At 68.5% G+C, this 21,644-nt stretch carries 18 protein-coding genes and 1 pseudogene; 6 read left to right on the forward strand and 13 right to left on the reverse strand.

Annotated features, from left to right (window positions below; genetic code table 11):
• Positions 1 to 165 precede the first annotated feature (165 nt).
• Positions 166 to 300 (reverse strand): hypothetical protein, encoded by a 135-nt coding sequence (locus ACFYW3_RS24035; RefSeq protein ID WP_389387265.1) that lies wholly within the window; start codon positions 298 to 300, stop codon positions 166 to 168.
• 553 nt (positions 301 to 853) lie between these two features.
• Here ACFYW3_RS24035 and ACFYW3_RS24040 point away from each other — a divergent pair.
• Entirely contained in the window at positions 854 to 1,387 is a 534-nt protein-coding gene (locus ACFYW3_RS24040; RefSeq protein ID WP_351750864.1) for a hypothetical protein, read from the forward strand.
• Positions 1,388 to 1,620: 233 nt separating this feature from the next.
• Here ACFYW3_RS24040 and ACFYW3_RS24045 read toward each other — a convergent pair whose 3' ends face one another.
• The 3 genes from ACFYW3_RS24045 to ACFYW3_RS24055 form a co-directional block, all read right to left on the reverse strand.
• Complete coding sequence (locus tag ACFYW3_RS24045) at positions 1,621 to 2,244, reverse strand: C39 family peptidase (protein WP_389387266.1); 624 nt, start codon at positions 2,242 to 2,244, stop codon at positions 1,621 to 1,623.
• Positions 2,245 to 2,525: 281 nt separating this feature from the next.
• On the reverse strand, positions 2,526 to 3,461 hold the full coding sequence (locus ACFYW3_RS24050) for an NADP-dependent oxidoreductase (protein ID WP_389387320.1): 936 nt from the start codon (positions 3,459 to 3,461) through the stop codon (positions 2,526 to 2,528).
• Positions 3,462 to 3,519: 58 nt separating this feature from the next.
• A complete protein-coding gene (locus ACFYW3_RS24055) occupies positions 3,520 to 4,416 on the reverse strand; it encodes a DODA-type extradiol aromatic ring-opening family dioxygenase (protein ID WP_389387267.1) in 897 nt (298 codons plus the stop codon).
• Positions 4,417 to 4,539: 123 nt separating this feature from the next.
• Between ACFYW3_RS24055 and ACFYW3_RS24060 the strand changes: the two genes are divergently transcribed.
• Both ACFYW3_RS24060 and ACFYW3_RS24065 read left to right on the forward strand, forming a co-directional pair.
• Complete coding sequence (locus ACFYW3_RS24060) at positions 4,540 to 5,013, forward strand: MarR family transcriptional regulator (protein ID WP_351750859.1); 474 nt, start codon at positions 4,540 to 4,542, stop codon at positions 5,011 to 5,013.
• Positions 5,014 to 5,754: 741 nt separating this feature from the next.
• Positions 5,755 to 7,785 carry a PIG-L family deacetylase gene (locus ACFYW3_RS24065; RefSeq protein ID WP_389387268.1) on the forward strand — a complete coding sequence of 677 codons (2,031 nt, stop codon included), beginning with the start codon at positions 5,755 to 5,757 and terminating at the stop codon, positions 7,783 to 7,785.
• Between the two features lie 146 nt (positions 7,786 to 7,931).
• On the opposite strand, the gene ACFYW3_RS24070 is transcribed toward ACFYW3_RS24065, so the two are convergent.
• The 4 genes from ACFYW3_RS24070 to ACFYW3_RS24085 form a co-directional block, all read right to left on the reverse strand.
• Entirely contained in the window at positions 7,932 to 8,198 is a 267-nt protein-coding gene (locus ACFYW3_RS24070) for a hypothetical protein (RefSeq protein ID WP_351750856.1), read from the reverse strand.
• Between the two features lie 301 nt (positions 8,199 to 8,499).
• Complete coding sequence (locus ACFYW3_RS24075; protein WP_389387269.1) at positions 8,500 to 9,864, reverse strand: glutamate decarboxylase; 1,365 nt, start codon at positions 9,862 to 9,864, stop codon at positions 8,500 to 8,502.
• Positions 9,865 to 10,020: 156 nt separating this feature from the next.
• Positions 10,021 to 10,371: a hypothetical protein gene (locus tag ACFYW3_RS24080; protein WP_351750853.1), complete on the reverse strand. Its 351-nt coding sequence runs from the start codon at positions 10,369 to 10,371 to the stop codon at positions 10,021 to 10,023.
• A 448-nt stretch (positions 10,372 to 10,819) separates the two neighbouring features.
• On the reverse strand, positions 10,820 to 11,725 hold the full coding sequence (locus ACFYW3_RS24085; RefSeq protein WP_389387270.1) for an AraC family transcriptional regulator N-terminal domain-containing protein: 906 nt from the start codon (positions 11,723 to 11,725) through the stop codon (positions 10,820 to 10,822).
• Positions 11,726 to 11,901: 176 nt separating this feature from the next.
• On the opposite strand from ACFYW3_RS24085, the gene ACFYW3_RS24090 reads away from it, so the two are divergent.
• Positions 11,902 to 12,660 carry an SDR family NAD(P)-dependent oxidoreductase gene (locus tag ACFYW3_RS24090; RefSeq protein WP_389387271.1) on the forward strand — a complete coding sequence of 253 codons (759 nt, stop codon included), beginning with the start codon at positions 11,902 to 11,904 and terminating at the stop codon, positions 12,658 to 12,660.
• 416 nt (positions 12,661 to 13,076) lie between these two features.
• Here ACFYW3_RS24090 and ACFYW3_RS24095 read toward each other — a convergent pair whose 3' ends face one another.
• Positions 13,077 to 14,585: a DUF4246 domain-containing protein gene (locus tag ACFYW3_RS24095; RefSeq protein WP_389387272.1), complete on the reverse strand. Its 1,509-nt coding sequence runs from the start codon at positions 14,583 to 14,585 to the stop codon at positions 13,077 to 13,079.
• A gap of 681 nt (positions 14,586 to 15,266) precedes the next feature.
• On the opposite strand from ACFYW3_RS24095, the gene ACFYW3_RS24100 reads away from it, so the two are divergent.
• Complete coding sequence (locus ACFYW3_RS24100) at positions 15,267 to 16,676, forward strand: family 2B encapsulin nanocompartment shell protein (protein WP_351750847.1); 1,410 nt, start codon at positions 15,267 to 15,269, stop codon at positions 16,674 to 16,676.
• A 265-nt stretch (positions 16,677 to 16,941) separates the two neighbouring features.
• Positions 16,942 to 18,177, forward strand: coding sequence for a SufS family cysteine desulfurase (locus tag ACFYW3_RS24105; protein ID WP_389387273.1), 1,236 nt, complete (start codon positions 16,942 to 16,944; stop codon positions 18,175 to 18,177).
• Between the two features lie 246 nt (positions 18,178 to 18,423).
• On the opposite strand, the gene ACFYW3_RS24110 is transcribed toward ACFYW3_RS24105, so the two are convergent.
• The 4 genes and pseudogenes from ACFYW3_RS24110 to ACFYW3_RS24125 all read right to left on the reverse strand — a co-directional run bounded on the left by ACFYW3_RS24110 (position 18,424) and on the right by ACFYW3_RS24125 (position 21,626).
• Complete coding sequence (locus tag ACFYW3_RS24110) at positions 18,424 to 18,654, reverse strand: hypothetical protein (protein WP_389387274.1); 231 nt, start codon at positions 18,652 to 18,654, stop codon at positions 18,424 to 18,426.
• A gap of 46 nt (positions 18,655 to 18,700) precedes the next feature.
• Entirely contained in the window at positions 18,701 to 19,219 is a 519-nt protein-coding gene (locus tag ACFYW3_RS24115; RefSeq protein WP_389387275.1) for a hypothetical protein, read from the reverse strand.
• Positions 19,220 to 19,245: 26 nt separating this feature from the next.
• A pseudogene (locus tag ACFYW3_RS24120) lies at positions 19,246 to 20,285 on the reverse strand (transposase).
• Between the two features lie 339 nt (positions 20,286 to 20,624).
• Complete coding sequence (locus ACFYW3_RS24125; RefSeq protein ID WP_389387276.1) at positions 20,625 to 21,626, reverse strand: TauD/TfdA family dioxygenase; 1,002 nt, start codon at positions 21,624 to 21,626, stop codon at positions 20,625 to 20,627.
• Between the last annotated feature and the right edge of the window lie 18 nt (positions 21,627 to 21,644).

A 21,644-nucleotide genomic window follows, 5' to 3' on the forward strand; every position in this document is an offset into this window, starting at 1 on the left:
TTCGGCCGGGGCGCCGTGCGCCCGTGGGCTGTTCCGGGCAGCGGCCGGTGATCACCCGTGCTCGGGTGGGTGAGTGGGTGAGCGGATGGATGGATGGGCGTTCGCCGTACGTCGTCCGGCGCTCGGTGGCGTCGGGTCAGCCGGCGTCGGCCAGAGCAACAGGTCTCACAGGGTCAACTCCTCGCGCCGAAGCCCCGGCACACGCCGGCGTTCCCCGTAGGTGGGCACCCCGAGATCCTCCGGCCGCACCTGGGAGCGCCCCGTCCGGAGGAAGTTCCCGAGCTGCACTGCCGCGTTCATGGATCCGAGTATGGGCCGAGCCCGACCGAACAGCCTGACCCTGGCGGGGATGGGCACCAGCGGGTGTGGCTCCCCCGCCAGGACTGGTGAGCGAACCGGGACCACCGACGTCGGAACACAGTCGGCAGGTAGCCCGACATCGTCGCGGCGGCCTCGCGACAGCGATACGGATATCGTCGTACAACGCCATGGACCCTCATGACCTCGCGGTTCGCATCCGTCCTCGCGGTCCTTCAGTAACTGCAAGGCTTGATCGAGGTGACGAGCTGCTGGGCCGTCTCTTCCGGATCTTGCCTGACCCGCGCCGCCCGGCACCGCACCTCGCCGCGTTGTCGAGGCACCCGAGGACGTCCGGTACTCGGGAGCCTCTCCGCCGTGCGATGCACGGCACCGGACGACGCGGGCTCGACCGGCACGATCCGAAAGAGACGGCCCAGGTGTTGGAGGCTCAGGTGCCAAACCCGGGGGACCTTGACAATCGCTACGCGGCGGACATGGCACAGGTCGTGGCGTTGCGCGTGGCCGGCATCCGGGCTTCTGGAGCCACTGTGACGTGGCAGGCGAAACGCTGTTGGCCCCTGGCGGTAGCGCGCGCATCGTGACCAACCCGCGGAACGTCAAGCTCCTGTGGTTCGCGCCGGCCCGGACCATCGGTCTCGAACGGGTCGCCCGCTGGTACCGATTCTGCACGCTGGTGGCGGCGGCAGGCTTGTGTCTCGCCTTCGTCCCCGTCGTCTACGCATCCCGAATAGACCCCGGCAACGATCTCCTCATCACCATCAAATGGGTCGGAGCCGGTACGTTCATGGTTGCCATTGCCCTCTTCGGCATCTACTCGCAGTATCGCCTCTCGTTGATCGTCGAGCAGACAAGAGCCGTCACGATCCAGCGACTTGAGGAAGCGCTACTGCCTCGGGCCCCTCGGCGTGCCTCCGGCATCTCAGAGGCGGATGCACGCGTGCACGACCTGCTGTCCTACGTCACGTCCAGCCCCAATACCGCCGTGAACGGCCAGACGCTCGCCTCCACACTTCTGGCCATGCTCACCGGCGCGCTTCCCTTCATCGTCACCGTGTTGCTCAGGTGATGAGGACACGGCGAAGGCGGAGGCTCGAAACGACTGGTTGCGGGCCGACTCCGCCAATCCCGTCGATACCGTCCGGACGGCCGTGCGAGCCGTGGCCGCCGATCCCGTCAGCAGCTTGATCACGGTGCCTGTGAAGCCGGGGGTCGTGCCCGTCCGCGGACTTGCCGCCAAGGCGGCGGAACAGGCTGCCGGCGAGTGCGGCAGAGGCCAGGGAGAAGGGGATCACGTCGCTCCTACCGCGCGTGGCCCAGTACGACTCCCCGGCCGGCGAAGAACCGCGCGAGGTCCACCCGGGGAACCTGATGGAACTGCTGTGACTTCTCCGGGAATCCGGACGGGTTGTGAATGGTGACGTGGTCGGGGCCGGAACCCACGGCGAGGACCAGGTGCCCGCCGCGCCGCTCCGGGCGGGGATCGAGGGTGCGGATCGTCTTGTGTACCGACATCAGCACCAAGTGCCCCCGCAAGATCTCGGCGTCGACGTCCTCAGCGGAGAGCTGTGGGCGTGCTTCGGCGAACAGCCCCCACCGGGAAGCCACCCACGCGGCGAACGGGGCGTAGATCAGCCCTTGAACCTGGTCGCCGTCGCGCACGTACGCCCCGGCGGCCAGAGCCTCGCGGACCAGCGGCACCGACGCGGGCACAGGCTGCCCGAAGAACCCCAGTGCCATCCGCAGGCACGCCATCCCGCACATTCGCGGCGCCCAGAAGGCGTACTCCTCGGCCGTGTCGGCACCGGAGGACTCCCACAGCGGGTCAGCGGACGCGGCCGTGGTGCCGGCAACGAACTGGGGCACCAGAGCAGCGGACTCCCACTGCGAGAAGTAGGGAACATGATGGGTCGTGGCAACTGTCATGCCCTCTACTCTGCCGCCAACCGGGTGCGCACGAGTGTCAGGGCACGTGCGAGTTCTTCGTGAACGCCGCGCCGGCACCCGCTTGATCAGCTCGACTCCACGATGACGACTCCGCGAGGAGTACATCGAGGGTGCCCGGGCCACTGTGAACACCCGCCTGCCACGCGTCTCGGGCCCGATGGTGGGGCGCGCCCGCCGTCGAACTCCCGGGCCGCCCGCCGGCGGGAGCGTGAACGGCGGGCGGCCCGGTCGGGTGCGCTCAGGGTGCGCTCAGGGTGTGATCAGGGAGCGAGCACGACCGTCTTGCCGGGCAGCCGCCCGGCGCCGGCGTCGTCATGCACGGCGGCCAGCTCGGCCACCGGGCGGTGGGCGGTGACGTGGAGCCGGAGCGTGCCGGCATCCACCTTGGCGACCAGCTCGGACAACTGGGCTCCGTCGCTGCGGACCCACAGGCTCGCACTGCGCACCCCCCGAGCGGGGTCCTCGGGAATCGGGCCTGCCGTGCCGGCGGCGACCCCGCCGTCGGCGACGTAGTTCGTCAGCAGCGCGAGCTCCTCCAGGGAGACGCGCACGTGGTTCACCACGACTTGGAACGGCCCGCCCACGGCGGCCGGGCCCGCGGCGAGGTCGAGGGGGCCGACGACCCGGTCCGCGCCGTAGCCCCGAAGGCGGTCGGCGTGCTGCGGCGCGTCCACGGCGGTCACGTGCGCTCCCGCGTCGACGGCGAGCTGCACCACGAGGCTGCCCACCGCACCCCCCGCCCCGTTGACCAGGACGGTCTGACCGGGCTTCAGCTCGGCCAGCTCGAACACCGTCTGCCAGGCCGCCAGACCGGTCAGCGGCAGCGCCGCGGCGTCGACCAACTCGGTCGTCCGGGGCGCCGGCGCCAGGGACGCGGCCGGAGCGAGCGCGTACTCGGCGGCGCCGCCCGCGGAGTCGAGGGGCAGCATCGCCACGACCCGATCGCCGATCTCCAAGCCGGTCACGTCCGCGCCGAGTTCAGCGACGGTACCCGCCAGGTCGACCCCCGGCACATACGGGAGAGTGATCGGGATCATCTCGGCCAGGACACCGGCGCGGATGTGGTCGTCGACGGGGTTGAACGACGTGGCCGCCACCCGCACCAGCACCTGCCCGGTGCCGGGGACCGGACGGTCGACGTCCTCGTAGCGCAGGACCTCGCTGCTGCCGAACGCGTGGAAACGCATTGCCTTCATGGTCTTCATGGCACTTTCCTCCAGGGTGTTGTGATGTTCTCGCCGGCGGATGAGGCGCTCAGGTCAGCTGCACCGACCGGGTGGAGTTGCCCATCACCATGCGATGGATGGCGCTCACGGCGCTGCCGGGGTCGTCTGCGGCGCCGACGGTGAGCAGCAGAGGGACGAAGTGGTCGGCCGTCGGATGGGCGACCGCGGCGCCGGGTGCCTTGTTGCGGTAGTCGATGAGGGCGTCGGCGTCGCCCCGGGCGAGGGCGTCAACGGCCCATTCGTCGAAGGCCATGGTGTCGGCGGCGAGTTCCGGCCGACGGAAGACGGCGAAGCTGTGCGTCATGAAGCCCGAGCCGAGCACGAGGACGCCTTCGTCGCGCAGCGGTCGCAGGCGTGCCCCGAGTGCGAGCAGAGCGCCGGGGTCGAGACTGGGCATCGACAACTGTACGACCGGTACGTCGGCCGCGGGATACATGGCCATGAGCGGGATGAAGGCCCCGTGGTCGAGACCGCGGTCGGCGGCCTCGTGCACCGGCGTCCGGCCCAGCAGGCCCGTGAGTCGCCGAGCCAGGTCGGTGGCGTCCGGGGTCGCGTAGGGAAGGGTCTTGTAGCGGGGGTGGAAGCCGCTGAAATCGTAGGACAGCGGGGTGCCGGCCGCGGAGCCGGACAGCATGACCGGTGCCCGTTCCCAGTGGGCCGAGATGACGACGATGGCCCGGGGTTTGGGCATCGACCGGGCCCAGTCGTAGAGGTCGCCGAGCCACCGCGGATCGTCGAGGGTGAACGGCGCGCCGTGGCTGACGAAGAGGCTGGGCAGGGGCCCGTCGGAGGGATTCCACACTCGCTGCTCGCGCGCCTGTGGCAGGGCCCGGGCGAGGAGGTCGTCGTATGCCGCGGCCGGTGGACGCGAGGGGAAGGGGGAAGTCAGGCCGTTCGGGGAGGCCAGGCTGCTCGTGGTGGGCATCGAAATCAGCTCCTTGACTTGCCCAAGCAAGTGTTTTTACTTGCCTGGGCAAGTGAGAAAGTAGCCCACTAAGACTTGCCCAGGCAAGTGTTGGGACTTGCCTGGGCAAGTATGATGGGGCTCATGGACACTCAGTCACCCTGGCTTGACGACGACCAGCAGGACCTGTGGCAGGCACTCCTCACGGTCGTCATCGCCCTCCCGGCGGCCCTCGACCGCCAACTGCAGCGGGACGCGGGCATCTCCAACTTCGAGTACGGGGTTCTGGCCCGGCTGTCCAGCGCCGACGGGGCCACGATGCGCCTCGGTGACCTGGCCCGGCTCTGCGACAGCACGCAGCCCCGCCTGTCGAAGTTGATGGATCGTTTCGAGGCTCGCGACTGGGTCGCCCGCCGACCCGACGCCGGCGACGGCCGGTACACGCTCGCCGCCCTGACCGACGCCGGCCGGCGGAAGCTCGTCGAGAGCGCACCGGAACACGTCGCGCAGGTGAAGCGGCTCGTGTTCGACCCGCTCACCGCCGCTCAGCGCCGCCACCTCGAGACCGCGCTCACCCGCATCGCCGCCACCGTGCGCCGGGAACTCGAAGGAGGCTGAGCGCCGTCCTGAGGCGGGGTATCCCACCCGTTCCGCTACGCCAGTGACGCGGTGCGGGGGAACGGCGTGGAGCTCGTCGGTGGTGTGCTGTACGCCGTGACGAAATCGCGCTCCACCCCGGACCGGGGTGATGTCACGCCGGCCGGGGGTGCCGGCGACGCCGACGTGGCCGATCCGTACCGCGCCGGGGCGGGCCTGTTCGCCCCCTTCGCGGGGAGCCGGTGGGCCGGGAGTCCGTGAGCGGCGACCAAGGCCCTGGTGAACCGGGGGAGCTTGCCGGCCGCCGAGGTCGGCCTTCACCCGCGTCGGGCGCAGGGCCCCCGATCGCTTCGTGATGCCCGTCTCCGGATGGTGGGCCTGTCAGCCGAGGTCCGCCACACCCGCGTTCGCGGCGGGCCGAGACTCCGCACCTCACTTCGGGCGCTCCGCCATGTAGGCCCATACCGTCCAGGACGACCAGAGTCATGGTCGGGCGTGTCCAGTTGATGGGGCCCCTCGCTCTCGGGAGGGCGTGGCCTGAGTGTGACAAAAGATATACGGGTCGCAATAAACCCAACTTTGTCTGTCTCCGTCTCCCCATCGGATCGGGTTTCGACCAGTCCTGATCCGAACAGCACTGGCGGCCGGGCACGGAGCGGCGGTGCTGACGCTCCCACGACAAGCCCTGCCGGGCCGACGCACCGAAAGATCGAATACATGACGCCCAGTCAGCACCGAGTCTCGTCGTCCCGTAGACACTTCATGCTGAGTTCCGCAGCCGTGGCGCTCGTCGGAGCCGCCGGGTACGCGGTGGCTTCCTGGCCCGACGGACCGGAGGAGACGGACGCCGCACGGGGAACCGACAGCGTGGAGGAAGCGCCCCTCACGAGCCAGGAATCCGTCATGCAGGTCGTCGCGCACCCCGACGACGACCTGTTCTTCATGAACCCGGACACGGGCCATTCGATACGCTCCGGCCGCCCGATGACCTCGGTGTACATGACGTCCGGGGAGGCCGACGGCGTCAACGCCCCCGGGCGCACCTCCCCCCTCCACCCCATGCCGCCCGCCGACCACGCGCGGTACGCCGAGGCCAGACAGAACGGCATACGCGCGGCATACGCGCAGATGGCCACCGGCGACAAAACCAGCCCCTGGACCCGCACCTCCATACCCACCATCGGCGGCGGCACCGCCGAGCTGGACACCCTCCAGGCACACCCCCAGATCAACCTGGTCTGGATACAACTGCGCGAAGCCCGCGAGATGTACAAGGACGTTCCCCACAGCCTGCGCGGCCTGTGGAACGGCCAGATTCCCTCGCTGGAGCCGATGCTCGCGTCCGAAACCCCCGCCAAGCCCATCAGCTACACGAAGGACCAGCTCGTCGACGCGCTCGCCGGCCTGATGCGGCGCTTCCGCCCCACCCATGTACGCACCATGGACCCCACCCCCGGCCGTGAGGGCTTCAAGCAACAGATCATCGACCACCAGGACCACGTCTTCAGCGCCCGCTTCGCCCAGGCGGCGCTCCAGAAATACGCCGCCACGCCCGGCCACCCGAACTTCACCGTCCAGACCTACCTCGGCTACAACACCAGTTACCTGCCGCACACCCTCGACAGGGAAGGAACGGAAGCCAAGGCGGAGACGGTCAAGACGTACGCCTGGATGGACCCGAAGGACAACTACTGTGGCAGCCAGGCGGGTTGCGGCGACCGCAAGGTCTCCAACCGGCCCTACGGCAACAACTGGGCTCAATCGGTCCGCTACTCCCGCGCCAATTCGACCAGTTGGCTCCAGCCCGGCGAAGACGGCGGCCTGTGGGCGTTCGGCGTCCTCGACCAGAAACTCGCCGTCTGGCACAAGGCGCCCGGCACGAAGGACACGTGGGCGGGGCCGACACTGCTGGCGGCGGACGGCCTGCTCGACGCCGGACTGACCTCGGTACGGCTGCGCGACGGGCGCATCGCCGTGTTCGGCACCGTCACCCACCTCGGGCCGGGCGCCGACTACCGTCGTGAGGTGGTCACCACCGTCCAGTTACTGCCCGGGGGCGACTTCGGCGGCTTCCACCGGCTCGGCTCGCCGCCCCAAAGCGGCGCCAGCGTACTGTCCGACCTGTCGGCCCCGACCCCCGCCGTCGACGGTTCCGGCCGCCTCATGGCGTTCGTGCGCGGGGGAGACCTCCGGCTGTACCAGACAGAGCAGGACGCGACGGGCGGTTGGTCCGCGTGGCGCGACCTGGGCGGCACAGGCCTGCACGGTGACCCGGTCGCCACGACCGACGGCGCCGGCCGCATCCGCGTCGTCGCCGCCACCCCGAAGTCCGTGCTGACCTGGGCCCAGTCCAAGCCGGGTGCCCCCTTCCCGACCCGGCCCGAGCAGAGCGGACTGCCCATGACCACGGTCGGTGGACTCTCCGCCTGCGCCGTCGGCGACGGAGTACGGGTGTTCTTCCGCAAGCCCGACTCCGGCGCAGTCCAGACGGCAGTGCTCGACGGCTCGGGCCGCCCGGTCGTGATCGACTTGGGCGGAGTGGGCGGCTACGGCGCGGTGGGCCCGTGCGGTCCCGCCCTTGTCGGCCGCGGCCCCGACGGCACCGTCGGTACGACCCTGATGAACAGCGGCACACCACGCTGGACCACCGCTGGACTACTCATATCGGGCGCCCCCGCCGGCGTCCGGACCGGACCGGACGGCTTCCTCACCGCGCTGGGCCTCGATGCCAAGCTCTACTGGACCCGGACGTCCGAGGCCGGCGCGCCGAAGTGGAGGCTCGCCCTCGGATAGTCAAGGTGCTCGCACTGACAGCCAACGGTCTGTCAAATGCCGAGATCCGTGACCTGGCCAAGCGCGCGAAGTCCGCAGACACGATCGAGCGCAAGCTCATCAAGGTCTCCCGCAACTCCTACCGACAGGCGGGGGCGGCGGACAATCTACTTGGGGGCCATCCGACATGCCTGGGTCGCGTCGTTCTTGGAGATGCCGGCCGCGTCGAGGCTGGCCGTGCAGCTGGTCTGGTTGCCGATCTGGCCCTGGTAGCACGCCTGCCGGACGGCATCCGAGACTTGCTTGTTCTTTTGCGTGACGTGTTGCTCGCAGGCCTGGATGTCCGCGTGGGCGGCTGGGGCGACAACGACGACGCCGCCGGCGGCGAGGGCCAGGCCGGCGAGAAGGCTGGGGATACGAGCCGACGAACGCATGCGGGTACACCTGCTCTCTCAGACGATCACGCGATCCGCGATCCGCGATGCGCCGGATCACGGGCGGGGGCGGCACGCGGAGCAGGCACTCCGAGGGACGACCGGCTCGACGCATCGGTCACCCTCGCACTTTCGACGCTAGAGCACGCCACCGGTGCCCGCACTTCAGACCGGCCGGGCCGGCGGTAGCGCACCAGGCCCGGCCACACCCGCCGCAGCGACGCCGTGTATCACCATGGCCGCGAGGCGTTCCTCACCGGCGGGCGCGGCCCTCGCGGGTGGTTCGTTCCGGCACGGAGGTTCAGTAGCCGGTGCCGCGCTTGATCTGGGCGCGTTCGATTCCGTGGGCGGCGCCCTTGTCGTCCAGGGTGCGACAGGCGTCGGCGATGTCCTGGCTGAGACGATCGACCTGCTCGCGGCTCAGGGTTTCCTTGACCAGGGCGCGAAGGATCTTCACCTTCTCCGCGTTGGGCGGGAGGGTGTACGCCGGGACCATCCAGCCTCGCTCGGCCGAGAGTTGCCAGGCGATGTCGGACTCGTCGTAGGCGTGCTTGCCGGCGAGACGGAAGGCGACCAGCGGCAGTTGTTCGAGTTCGCTCCCGATCACTTCGAAGCGGCCGCTGCTTCGCAGGTTGTCCGCCAGTGCGCGGGCGTTCTCCTGCATGATCTTCATGACGTAGGTGTAGCCCTGGCGGCCGAGCCGCACGAAGTTGTAGTACTGCGCGAGTACCATCGACGCCCCGGTGGAGAAGTTCAGCGTGAACGTCGCGTCGGTCTTGCCCAGGTAGTTCTCGTAGAACACGAGGTCCTTGGCGAGGTCGGTTTCCTCGCGGAAGATCAACCATCCGATGCCGGGGTAGACCAGCCCGTACTTGTGTCCCGAGACGTTGATGGAACGGACCTGCTCGAGCCGGAAGTCCCACTTCGAGTCCGGGTAGAGGAACGGCCACACGAATGCGCCGCTGGCTCCGTCGACGTGGATCGGAATGTCGAGGTCCCGTTCTTTGCGAACGTCCCGGAGGAGCTTGTCGATGCCGACGACATCGTCCTTGTGGCCGGTGAACGTGGTGCCGAGTACGGCGACGACGCCGATCGTGTTCTCGTCGAGGTGGGGCTCCACGTCCTGCGGGCCGATCGTGTACTTGTCCTCGGCGAGCGGCACGATCCGCGGCTCGACGTCGAAGTAGCGGCAGAACTTCTCCCATACGACGTGAACGTCGCCCCCGAAGATCAGGTTGGGCCGGTCGATCGACAGGCCGGCCGCCTGGCGGCGCTCGCGCCACTTCCACTTCAACGACAGCGCGCCCAGCATGATCGCCTCGGATGATCCCTGGGTCCGACAGCCGGTCGTCGCGCCCGGTGCGTGGAAGAGGTCGGCAAGCATGCGCACGCAACGCTGCTCGATCTCGGCAGAGATCGGGTACTCGGCGTGGTCGATGAAATTGCGGTGGAGGTTCTCGGCGATCAGCCGTTGTGCCTCGGGTTCCATCCACGTGGTCACGAACGTGGCGAGGTTGCGCTGCGGGTCGCCTTCCATGGCGAGATCCACGTCCACGAGCCTCATCGCGTCCGTCGCGGGCATCCCCTTCTCGGGGAAGGTCTCCGAGGGAGCGGGCACCGTCAAGAATCGGTTACCGAAGAGAGCCGACTCATCGCGCTTGGTCATGGTCCGATTCAACAGTGCCGGAGCCTGCGCGGGCGCGGGCGACACACCGTGGCCGCCGCGGAGGCGGCGATGTGTCGGGCGGAGATGGGAACTCGTCGATCGTCAGGTAGGCGCCTGGACGTCGCCGTAGGCGCCCCTGAGGCCCCGCCGGTGCGCTCAGGTCTGGCACTGCGCCGTGCCGGCGGTAGACCATCCGCTCCAGGCGCCCCCGGTGGCACGGGCGTGTACGCGAATCTCGACCTTCACGGGTCCGCACACCCGGGTCGAGCTTCCCACCTCGGTGGGCCCGACGCTCCCACGGGCCGGCACATGGGCGCGACCGTTGCCCAGCTTCACCCAGTGACCACCGGAGACGACACGGAAGAACGCCTCGTAGGAGACGTCCACCGCCCTCGACCCCGTGTTGCGCAGCTTGACGTGCGCCGTGATCTCCCGAGTGAAGACCTTGCCTTCCTTTCCGCGCACGGCGCTGATGCAGCCGTTGACGGCCACCCGGCCGGTCGACACACCACCACCGCAGGCGACTGCTGCGGCGTGAGCGTCCGCCGGAACGGTCAACATGGTGAGCGCTGCCGCGCTCAGGATCGCCCCAACTCGCCTTGCCCACATGGCCGTGTCCCCTCGATCCTGCATTGCCCTGTATTGCATCAGAAAGACTCAGAAAGACTCTGACGTGTTCGATGGGTGCGAGGCAACACGTCATGGAGTTCTTCAGTCGAACGGGAACAGCCACCGACTTCCCCCTCTGTTCGTCCGGCGTGGTCGCGCTGGGTGCGGCTCCGACCTCCGCCGGACAGCGTGCGGACGTCAGGGGGTGTGGGTGTCCGGGGAAAGTTCGGCAACGGCCGCTACGACATCGACGTCCACGGCGATCTGGCCAACTGTGCCGTCCGGGACCGCGGCCGCTTTCTTGGCCCTGGCCCTGACCGCGCTCCCCAGGCCGTGAACGCGGGCGTCACGGCAGCGGCTCGCCGTCGACCAGGCCGTGCAGACGGGCGGCGTCCCGGCTGGGCGGGGCGCCGAAGAGGCGGCGGTACTCGCGGCTGAACTGGGACGGGCTGTCGTAGCCCACCTGGTAGCCGACGCTCGTGACGTCCCCGGGGTGAGCGGCCAGCAGGAGCCGGGCCTCCTGGAGCCGGATCAGCTTCTGGAAGCGGATCGGGCTCATCGCCGTCACGGCCTGGAAGTTGCGGTAGAAGGCGGATTCGCTCATGCCGACGAGCCGTGCCACGTCCTCCACCCGGAAGGAGGTCGTGTGGTGGTCGCGGATCCACTTCACCGCCCGGGCGATGTGGGCGAGGTTGCTGTCGGCGAGGCCGAGTTGGCGGACCGTCGCACCCTGTTCGCCGGTGATCAGCCGCCACAGGATCTCCCGTTTGACGAGGGGGGCGAGCACGTCCGCGTCCCGGGGGTGGTCGAGCAGGCGTAGCAGCCGCACCACGGCGTCGAGGAGTGGTGGGGAGGCATCACTGACGGCGAGGCCGGGCCGCGGGTCGGCGCGGTGCGGTACGGCGCCGGGTGGGGCCGCCAAGAGCAGTTCCGCGATGTCGGAGGAGCGCAGGGTCAGGCCGAAGCCGAGTGCCGGCCGACGGGGGCCGACGTCGACGAAGTGGCCGGTGACGGGCAGGTCGATGGAGGCGACGAGGTACTGGCCGGCGCCGTATTCGTAGACGCGCTCGCCCAGCGCGAGGTGTTTGGAGCCCTGGGCGATGAGGGCCATGACCGTGCCCGTCATCGATGCCGAGGGTTCGGCCGGCTCCTCGACGCGGGAGATCAATACGTCGGCGAGGGCGGTGGTGGTGTCGGGGCGGGCGTGGCGGGCCAGGAGCGAGCGGAGCTCGTCCAAGGGCGACAGGGACATGTCCCGATGGTCCACCCGGCCGGCGCGTGCGTCCAGCACATGGTCCTGAGGAGGGGAGGATCGTGCAAGCCGTCGGGAGCATCGTTCTTTCGCATGCCCAGGTCAGAGTGGTTCTCTGAATGGGTCGGAATCCCACGTGGGCCGTACTGGCGCCACTCATGTGCAGGAGGCACATCATGAAGGTCGCGATCATCACCGGTGGCAGCTCCGGTATCGGACAGGGCGCGGCGATCGAGGTCGCGCGGCGCGGAGCGGGAGTGATCCTCACCTACGGCGCCAACCGGCAGGGCGCCCTGGACACGGTCGCCGCGATCGAGGAGATGGGGGGTACGGCGGTCGCGCTGCCGCTGGACGTCGGCCGGACCGAGGACTTCCCGGCCTTTCGGGACGCCGTCACCGACGCCCTCCGCGACACCTGGGGGCGCGAGACCTTCGACCACCTCGTCAACAACGCCGGCTTCGCGCGGATGGCGATGTTCGAGGACACGACGGAGGAACTGTTCGACGCGTTCACGCGGGTCCTGCTCAAGGGCCCGTACTTCCTGACGCAGACCCTGCTGCCGTTGCTGGAGAACGGCGGAGCCGTCGTCAACACCAGCAGCAACTCCGCGCTGCTCTCCGGCATGGAGGAGGGCTACTCGGCGTACGCGTCGATGAAGGGCGGCCTGAACGTGCTGACGATGTACATGGCCAAGGAGTTCAGCAACCGGGGCATCCGCGTCAACGCCGTCGCGCCGGGCTCGACCCGTACCCGGCTCGCCGACAACGCCTTCGAGCGGTTCCCCGAGGTGATTCCGGCGCTCGCGGCGAAGACGGCCCTGGGGCGGGTCGGGGAGCCCGACGACATCGGCCTGGCCATCGCCGCGCTGCTTTCGGAGGAGGGCCGGTGGATCACCGCGCAGGTCATCGAGGTGTCGGGCGGCTACAACCTCTGAGCGGCGACCCGCTCGCCCTCGTCCGCGACCTTGGTGCGGACGAGGCGCGGTGAAGGACCACGTCGGCCTGAACCGGGTGCGGCAGCGCGCCGCCGGGATGGGTCCGGAACGTGCGGACTCGGTCGTCGTCGGGCAGTACCCGTACTTCCTGCTCCGCCGACAATTCCCCACGTCGTCTGCCGAGAAAGGGTCGCTGCGGCTCCGATCCGGCACTATTGTCACGGCCGCGAGCAGTCGGAGTGCCAGCGGGAGTCGAGCCGTGGTACCGCCCGACCGCGGGCTCCTGAAGAATGTCTCTTCGTAAAGCGGAAACCTGGCGACTGATCCGGCGGGATACAGGTTCTCCCGCCGAATCGGCGCTGTCTTCCAGGCCGTCCACACCCGCCTGACCTGCACGCGTTCAGAATGTCTGAGTCTCAGTGCTCGCAGAGGGAGAATTCTCGCTCGTAGAGCTGCTCGTTGTGCTCGTCAACGAAGAACTTACGTTCCCGCATGAGTTGTTCGCGGTAGCTCTTTGCCTGTTCGAGTGTCATGGTCGAGGCGTCGGACCATGGTTGCTGAGGCGGCACATCGGATGTCGAGACGATCTTTTCCGACGGGTCAACCAGGAAGAACGCGAGAATCTTGCGATATCCCGGACGGGTGGTGTCCGTGAGGCGGAATGAGCTGACGCGGTGTTGCAGGATGTTCGGGAACGCCAGGCAGCGGCCCTCCGGGGTCGATGCCGATCCCAGTATCTGGTTCAGTGCGTCTTCGTTCTCCAGCCCGTAGACCTCACGCATACCGTTGTCGTCGCTCTGTTCGTAGTCAGGGTCGTCGAGTGCCGCCCGGAAACTCAGCCGGCTTTCGGTGATGTTCTCGCTGTCCCAGTAGTAGATGCCGGTCGAGACGATCCGCTCGTTCATCATCCCCTCGACGTGCCAGGAACCGCCGGGGTACTCGGCCTTGTCCGGGGTGAGATGAATGGTGGCAAGCTTGACGATGACCTGGAGGCGGCGGCCGCGCAGGTCGACTCGGGTGGTCGTATCGGGCAACTCGGGCGGGGTGAAGGCCGGGGCGTCCGGGACCACCGGGCGGCGGTTCTCCCACCAGTCGCCGTGGGCCACTTCCCATGCACGGCGGGCCTCTGCGTAGGCTCCGTCATCGCTGTAGGAGGTCTTGCTCGGATACTCCGGCTCCGACTCGTACCACCCGTAAGGATCGGCCACGATCCGCAAGGGCCGCGGATGGCGCAGATCGGTGAGCACGTTCTCCAGCAACGGGCGCAGGCACGCGAACAATTCCGGCAGCACGGAGGCCAGTTCGCGATGCCTCTCGGGGTGGACGTTGTTGACGTACGAACGGAAGGCGACTTCGCCGTCGTCACTGACGTCGACATCCGTGGGCAGCCACTGGAACTTCTCCGAGAACTCGTACCTCGAATACCGGTCCGTCGGGTTCTGCCAAGCCTCCTCGGGCGCGCCACTCGCCTCTCTCACCAGACAGAACAGCGAAGGATGAACCAGATCCAGTACCTGGCCGTCAGATCCGGGATGCCAGTCCCGTTCTGCTTCGGGGACCTGCTCCAGCACCCGAACCGCCTCTCGCAGCCGGGATCGGAGCTTGTCGTCGACCAGCGTGTCCGACTGCCACACCCCGTCGACTGCGGACACCTCGGCGCCGGTTCGTCCGTCGCGCAGCGCGGCGTAATGCACGAGTTCGGCAAGCACATAACGAACCTGCGCTTCGGTGAGGCCCTGGGCGACCGCTTCTCGTGTCCACCTGGCGACGATGTCGGCATCGTTCATCTTGTCGAACCACCCCGGCTTCGCCCGGATGTGCGCGCTGCACTGCATCATCTGGAGTTCCCGCAGCGTTCGGGGTGTCGCGAACGATATGGAACGGGATGCGTGAAAGGGCAGCGGGAAAGCAGACAGGACAGTCAATTCTCTCGGTCCTCAGAGTCGGTGTGCGGTGGCGGGAAGGATACTTCAGCCGACTGACACCGCAGCCGTGGTACCCGCCATCAAGGGTCCGGAGCTGGGGCTCGACGTACTCGTGGGATGTCCCAAGTCGGCCAAGTCGGCCAAGTCGGCCAAGTCGTCACTTCGCGCGAGCCGTCTCATACAAGCCGTCTCATACCGCACCGCCCCGCGTCGTTGAACGCACGGAGCGTGCGTGGCGGTCCTGGGTCCTGGGGGTGGCGGAGGAGGCAGCCGTCGACCGTGCCGTGCTTGCCGTCATACCACTCGAACGTCTCCCGGAAGCGGGCGGTGGGTGGGATGTCGCGGTAGTCGGTGGGCTCGCGGCGCTTGAAGACGGGAAACGCGAGGGCATGGCCCGCTCATCGGAAGCCCGAGCCGCCGGCTGAGCCATGTGGTTTCCAGAGCCGTCGAACGCATCTGCGATGCCCATGCCTCGCCTCACCCGTTCGAGTGAGTTTCATGGAGCATATGCCCGAGGCGGCGTGCCCGCGCCATTCGGGCGCTATCGAACATGCTGACGCCAAAGCAATGCTGCCGTAACAATCGTCCCGGGGAAGCACTGAAGAGCGGATTTTCCGCCTGTAGTACGTGCTGTTTCCTCTCCTCAAACCTCCGGACCAAAGAATGGGACCAGGAACCACCATGACCACCGAGACGGTTCAGCACAACCAGCAGAGTCTCAGTACCTCCACTGCGAGGAATCTGGCCACCACCACCAAGACCGTCCCGCAGATGATGGGGATCACCCCCCGCTACCTGCTGCGGGCACTGCCGTGGGTGGACCTGGAGGCCGGTGTCTACCGGGTCAACCGCAGGCGGGGCTTCATTCTCGGCGACGGGCTGATCGGCACCTATTCCGACGGCGATGGCGACTTTCGGGTGATCGCCGAGGACCTCCGGGAAATCTCCTTCCTCCGCGACCAGGCGAGCGGCTTACTGAGCGCCCTCGCAAGCGGCTTCGTGCAGCGCGAGGTGACGGCCGGCGAGTTCGTCACCGGCACCGACGGACCCGCCGGGCAGCTCCACATCATCGCGTTCGGACGCGCGGAGAAGCGGGCCACCGGCCAGTACGGCGAGGACGCGCTGCTCGCCACGCTCGGCGAAGGAGACTTCTTCGACGCTGCCGCCTGGGCGTGCGGTGAGTCGAGTTCCTACCAGGTCAAGGCAACCACGCGTTGTACGGTGCTCTCGCTCGACCGGCGGATGCTCTCCGAACTCGCCGACCGTGAGCCGGCTCTGCGTGTCCAGTTGGACGCGTACGCCGCCAACGGCCAGGGCCCGACCGATCGCGAGCGGCCCATCGACGTGACCTCCGGCCACAGCGGCGAGCCCGATCTGCCGCAGACATTCGTGGACTACGAGGAGAGCCCCCGCGAGTACGAGCTCAGCATCGCGCAGACCGTGCTGAAGGTGCACACCCGGGTGTCCGACATCTACAACTCCTCGATCGACCAGGTCCAGGCCCAGCTCCGGCTCACAGCCGAGGCACTGCGCGAGCGCCAGGAGTGGGAAATGCTCAACCACCCCGACTACGGGCTGCTCAACAACGTCGTGCCCGGCCAACGAGTGCACACCCGTAAGGGCGCGCCGACGCCGGACGACCTGGACGAGCTGCTGACCCGGGTCTGGAAGCAGCCCGCGTTCTTCCTGGCCCACCCCAGGGCGATCGCCGCGTTCGGCCGCGAGTGCACCCGCCGCGGCGTGCCGCCGCAGATCGTGGAGCTCTTCGGCAGCCCGTTCCTGACCTGGCGCGGCGTACCGCTGCTGCCCTGCGACAAACTGGACCTCAAGGGCTCGGGCAACTCCGTACCCGGAACCACCAACATCCTCCTCATGCGGGTCGGCGAGGCCGAGCAGGGTGTGGTGGGACTGCGTCCGGCGAAGGTTCCGGACGAGGTGGAGCCGGGCCTGTCCGTGCGCCCCATGGGCGTCGATCGTCAAGCCATCACCTCCTACCTCGTGACCAGCTACTTCTCGGCCGCCGCGCTGGTGGACGATGCCATCGCGGTGCTCCAGAACGTCGAGGTGTCGAACTACCATGACTACTCCTGACGCACTCAGGCACAGCGCCCTGGCGAGCCAACCCGCCGCCGTGCCACACGGGTTGGCGGCCGGGAGCCCCCCAACCGGGGTTGTGCCGACGCCAGGCGCGCCCGGGGGAACGGGACTGCTCGCAGGATTCCCGAAGCCGGGGGCGTCGCCGGACCCCCATCCGCTTCCGGTGGCCCTCGCCCATGCGGCGGGCGGCCCCCGGTACTGGATGCCACCGCAGAACGAGACACCTGCCGTGCGTCCCCCGACTCCACCCTCATCGCCGATGAACGGTTTCGATGTCGAGGCTGTCCGGCGCGACTTTCCGCAACTGCACCGGGAGGTGAACGGACACCCGCTGGTCTGGCTGGACAACGGGGCCACCACACTCAAGCCCCGCCAGGTGATCGAAGCAGTCGCCGAGCACTACTCGTTGGACAGTTCCAATGTCCATCGCGGTGCGCACACCCTGGCCAAGCAGGCCACCCAGGTGTACGAGGAAGGGCGTCAGGCAGCGGCCGAACTGCTCGGTACACAGGACCAGGATGAAATCGTCTTCGTCCGAGGAACGACCGAAGCCGTCAACCTGGTGGCACAGAGCTGGGGCCGCGCCCACTTCGGCGTGGGCGACGAGATCCTGGTCTCCGCGGCCGAACACCACTCCAACCTGGTGCCCTGGCAGCTCATCGCCAAAGAGCGCCGAGCGCGAATCCGGCCGATCCCGCTGCTCCCCGACGGACAGCTTGACCAGGACGCCTACCGCGACATGCTCGGACCCCGGACCAAACTGGTCGCGCTGACCCATGCCTCCAACGTGCTGGGAACCATCCCTCCGGTCGCCGACATGATCGCCCTCGCCCACCGATACGGTGCCAAGGCACTGATCGACGGAGCCCAGGCCGTGAGCCACTTTCCCGTGGACGTCACCGCCCTGGACGCCGACTTCTACGCCTTCTCGGGGCACAAGATCTTCGCCCCCACCGGTATCGGCGTGCTCTTCGGCAAGCGTGAACTGCTGGAGTCCATGCCCCCGTGGCAGGGCGGCGGCAACATGATCGACGCGGTGAGCTTCGAGGAAACCACGTACGCCCCCATCCCGCACAGACTCGAAGCGGGCACCGGCCACATCGCCGGAGTCGCCGGACTACGAGCGGCCCTGCACTACCTCGCCGGCCTGGACCGCGAGGCCGCCACCGCATACGAGGAGCAGCTCACCGCGTACGCGACGGGCGCACTGGCAACCGTCCCCGGACTGCGCCTGATCGGCAACGCGCCCGGAAAAATCGGGGTGTTGACCTTCGTGCTCAAGGGGGCCGACCCGACCGCGCTGGCCGCGGCACTCGACCAACAGGGCATCGCGGTGCGCGCCGGCCACCACTGCGCGCAGCCGGCGCTGGCTGCCTTCGGTCTACAGAGCGCGGTCCGGGCCTCGCTGGCCCTGTACAACACGGAGCAGGACGTGGACGCCCTGGTAGCGGCCCTCCACGACATTCAGGCCCAAGCAATCTCCGCCGCTGGGTAGTCGAACCGGAACCCTGGACCTACGGGCGCCATCCGTTGACGGGGTTCTTCGATCACGGCAGCGCCGTCACGGGGGAGCCCGTGGCCGCGCTGCTTCGGTCGGGAACGCGGGGGAGCACCCGGCAGTGGCCGAGCTGCTGCCTGGTTGCCTCCCCCGCCCCGCCCGCGGATCGCCGCCCCTCGGGCACTCGCCGCCGTCACCGTCTGGCCGTGGTGGTGCGACGCCACGGCCCGAGCGCCCGACCGACTACCGGAGTTCGTCGCAGCGTTCTTCACGGCGCAGCAGCAGATGGGCGCGGCCCGCGACGAGCCCGAAGGCGTCGCGGGAACCGTCCACCGAGCGGCAACCGACGGTACCGACCAGCTCCGCATCGCGGACGCCGTCAAGGCGATGCAGGCGCCCCTTGTCAGACCCATTGTCGATCCTGAGACTGACGTCGACCTTGACCGATGCCGGGTTGTACAAGCACTGGAACAAGGGCTCAGCTTGCCGTTCAACCTCGGCAAGCGAGGGACCTGCTGGTCTATGAGTCGGGGCAGTCAGCCGCGATCCAGGTCGCGACGAGATCACGGCAGACGACGGTGAGTGAGCCGTTCCAGAGCGCGATCTCATGACTGCAACCGTTCCGGTGGGGCAGAACCTCGTCGAGGATGACCGTCCCGACGGTCGCCCAGTCGTTGTCCTCGATGCTTCGGCCATCGAAGCTGAAGACACCTGTGTAGCGGATGACCAGGTCTTCGTCGTGCTTCCAGCAGTTGTGCCGGAACTGGATCTCCATCTGCTGGTCATCAGCTCCGACGCCGCGGATGTGCTGGACCTCCAGATCCTTCACACACCGCTTGCTGGAGAAGTCGTAGTGCTCTGGCGCAGTGGCGAATTCCCGGGCCCCGGCAGGCAGATCTTCAGCCAGCGACGGCAGGTGCTCCAGGTATCGAGCAGGGGAAAGGACGCCTGACAGGTTGCCGACCTGTGCATCCAGATTGATGTATTCCATCGTCCTTCGTTCCCGCTCGTGGCTCTGTTGGCCGACGAATCGTCGCACGACTTCCATGCTGTCGGCCCGGAGATTCACGCTGCCGTACTCGGTTCTGAGCTGCGGCGGGGTTTGGTGCCGACCTTGTGGTGTGCGGGTCGGGTGTAGGACTCGCCGGTGGCGAGGACGCGTCCGACGTAGTAGCGGGTGACGGGCCGTCGGTTCTTCGAGCCCAGGGGGCGGCCGGGGCCGGGCCTGGTGGGTTTCGGTGCACCGGCTGGTGTGCCCGTCTTCGCCCGCAGGTTCCTGAAGCCCCGCCTGACCCGAGCCGGGGTGAGCCTGTTCGCTTCCGCCGGCCGCTCCCATGGCCGACGTAGATCCTGAGCGAGTGGGCGGGCGAGACGGAGCTGAGCGTGTGCGGCCAGGACGAGCCAGGTCCAGCGGTCCGCTGGCCGCCTTGCGGCGGGCAGATCCACGGCACCGGGACGGGCTTGCGCATCACCCGGTCCGAGCGGAGCCGACCCAGCACCTCGACCGGAAGATCGACCAGGAGGTGGGCGATTCGAGGTGCGTCGTAGCCGGCGTCGAGGACGACCAAGACATCAGGATCGCTCTGCCGCCACCGGCCGCCTTCCACGAGACGTTCGATGACGTCGCGGACCTGGTCGGCGGTGACGGCGGCCAGGTCCACGCCGGGCTCCAGTCGGATCGCGTCCGGCAATGCCGTCCACGAGGTACGGCTGGTCTCCAGGGCGGCGACGATCGAGTACGGCCGGCCGGGAACCATCTGATGCTTGCCCAGGCCCCGGCCGAAGGTATGGCAGAAGGAGCGGTCCGAGCACGTATCAGCGTCCGGCCGCAGCCACGGGGATACGTCCACCGCCAACACCAGGCGGCCGTCCCCGGTCCTGGGCAGAGGCACCCCGGCCAGGGCCCGCCGCAGCCGGGCGACATCGATCCGGCCCCGGTTCAGCCCGGAGTACAGGGCGCCGTGGCCCCTCCGATGCTCGGGCGCGAGGGCCAGGTTCACGAGAGTACGGACCGGCCCCTCGGAGTACAGCAGTGCATCGCACAGCTCAAACAGTGCGTCGCTTCTGGAGACCATGCGTGCGTACAGCTCCGATCGGAACTCCATCACCGTTGTGAACGCGTCTCGTTGAACCTTGAGCTCGACCAGTTCCACGATCCCGGCCTCCGTGCCGCAGCGACCCTGCCCACAGGATCAGGCCCTGGCCCCTGACACGGCCAGTGAACTGAGAAGACGCCGGACAAGTTCGAGCCCGTTCGATGCCCGGGCGTTGAACGACAAGCTCCATGCGACCGGCGGGTGTGAAACCCGCCGTGAGGTGATCTTGCCGGAGGCGTACGAGGCGTACGAGGCGTACGAGGCGTACGAGGCGTACGAGGCGTCCGTTGCGGCGGCGGGTTGCAAGTTGCGGCCGGGCCATCGGCCCTTGCGCTTCCGGCGGATGGGCTACCGGGCGAGGACGTGGGCGTCCTGGGGGCGGTGGTCGCGGGAGCGGCGTAGGTCGGTGGTGACGTAGGTGCGTTGTAGCCAGCGGTCCGCTCCGTCGTAGCGGGGGTGGAAGGCGGTGCGTCCGTGGACGGTGACGCGGTTGTCGATGATGACCAGGTCGCCGGGCATCAGATGCAGGGTGCGAGCCGTCGCCTCGCAGGCGCGGCCGAATTCGGTCAAAGCCTTGGCAGCGCGGGGGGTGAGTGGGGTGGTGACGAGTTGAGCCATGCGTATGTCGGGGTCCTCGGCCGCGCCGGAGAGTACCGGTCGGGGTTCGAGGTCTGGCCGGCTGCTGGAGGCGGGGCCGAAGGAGGGGGGTGGGACGGTGCGGAACTCCGGCGTGAACAGGGCCTGGCGGTCGGCCGGGGTGAGGAGAGGCAGTGCCTGACGGATGCCGGCGACGCGCATGCCGGCGCGTCGGTCGTGGTCGGTGCGCAGGCACAGGAAGACGACGTAGTCGGGTGGGTGGGGGTGGAAGCCGTTCTCGGTGTGAAAGGACAGCGGCACCGATCCGGCATTGCCGTGGAAGGTCTCCTGCCCGGGCACGGGTACCACGTCCTGTACGAGGGCGCCGGATTTCTCGGCCCGGTAGGCGAGAGGCTCCCCGAGCCCGCAGGCAACCATGGTGAGCACCGCGGCCGAGATGCCGGCCGTGCGTTGGACCGAGCCGGGCACGGTCGGTGTTGGGGGCAGGGTCGCCTGACCGACGGGCAGGCCACCGATCTCCAAGGTCCCCATCGGCCCGGAGTACCTTCGAAACCGGTGGACCTCACGGCGCAGCCGTAGCGGAAGGTCCTCCCAGGCATCCCGAGCCAGCGCCACCCACTCGGGGCTGTCGACCTGGTCGTTTTCACCGTTGAGCAGGGTGCGGGCCACTCGCTCGCACGCGTCGGTGTCCGCTCGATCGAGCTCCCGGCCGAGGCCGCTGCTGTGATGGGTGTCTGGCGTCGTCTCGGCCATCGAAGTCTCCTGCCGGGG

Origin of the sequence: Streptomyces sp. NPDC002602, assembly GCF_042889445.1 — a bacterium.
Lineage (GTDB): Bacteria > Actinomycetota > Actinomycetes > Streptomycetales > Streptomycetaceae > Streptomyces.

Coding starts and splice junctions, on each gene's coding strand:
- ACFYW3_RS24075 (WP_389387269.1), bottom strand. CDS start 9,864: ATGACCAAGCGCGATGAGTCGGCTCTCTTCGGTAACCGATTCTTGACG.
- ACFYW3_RS24070 (WP_351750856.1), bottom strand. CDS start 8,198: ATGCGTTCGTCGGCTCGTATCCCCAGCCTTCTCGCCGGCCTGGCCCTC.
- ACFYW3_RS24055 (WP_389387267.1), bottom strand. CDS start 4,416: ATGCCCACCACGAGCAGCCTGGCCTCCCCGAACGGCCTGACTTCCCCC.
- ACFYW3_RS24085 (WP_389387270.1), bottom strand. CDS start 11,725: ATGTCCCTGTCGCCCTTGGACGAGCTCCGCTCGCTCCTGGCCCGCCAC.
- ACFYW3_RS24060 (WP_351750859.1), top strand. CDS start 4,540: ATGGACACTCAGTCACCCTGGCTTGACGACGACCAGCAGGACCTGTGG.
- ACFYW3_RS24125 (WP_389387276.1), bottom strand. CDS start 21,626: ATGGCCGAGACGACGCCAGACACCCATCACAGCAGCGGCCTCGGCCGG.
- ACFYW3_RS24050 (WP_389387320.1), bottom strand. CDS start 3,461: ATGAAGGCAATGCGTTTCCACGCGTTCGGCAGCAGCGAGGTCCTGCGC.
- ACFYW3_RS24105 (WP_389387273.1), top strand. CDS start 16,942: ATGAACGGTTTCGATGTCGAGGCTGTCCGGCGCGACTTTCCGCAACTG.
- ACFYW3_RS24100 (WP_351750847.1), top strand. CDS start 15,267: ATGACCACCGAGACGGTTCAGCACAACCAGCAGAGTCTCAGTACCTCC.
- ACFYW3_RS24065 (WP_389387268.1), top strand. CDS start 5,755: ATGCTGAGTTCCGCAGCCGTGGCGCTCGTCGGAGCCGCCGGGTACGCG.
- ACFYW3_RS24035 (WP_389387265.1), bottom strand. CDS start 300: ATGAACGCGGCAGTGCAGCTCGGGAACTTCCTCCGGACGGGGCGCTCC.
- ACFYW3_RS24045 (WP_389387266.1), bottom strand. CDS start 2,244: ATGACAGTTGCCACGACCCATCATGTTCCCTACTTCTCGCAGTGGGAG.
- ACFYW3_RS24090 (WP_389387271.1), top strand. CDS start 11,902: ATGAAGGTCGCGATCATCACCGGTGGCAGCTCCGGTATCGGACAGGGC.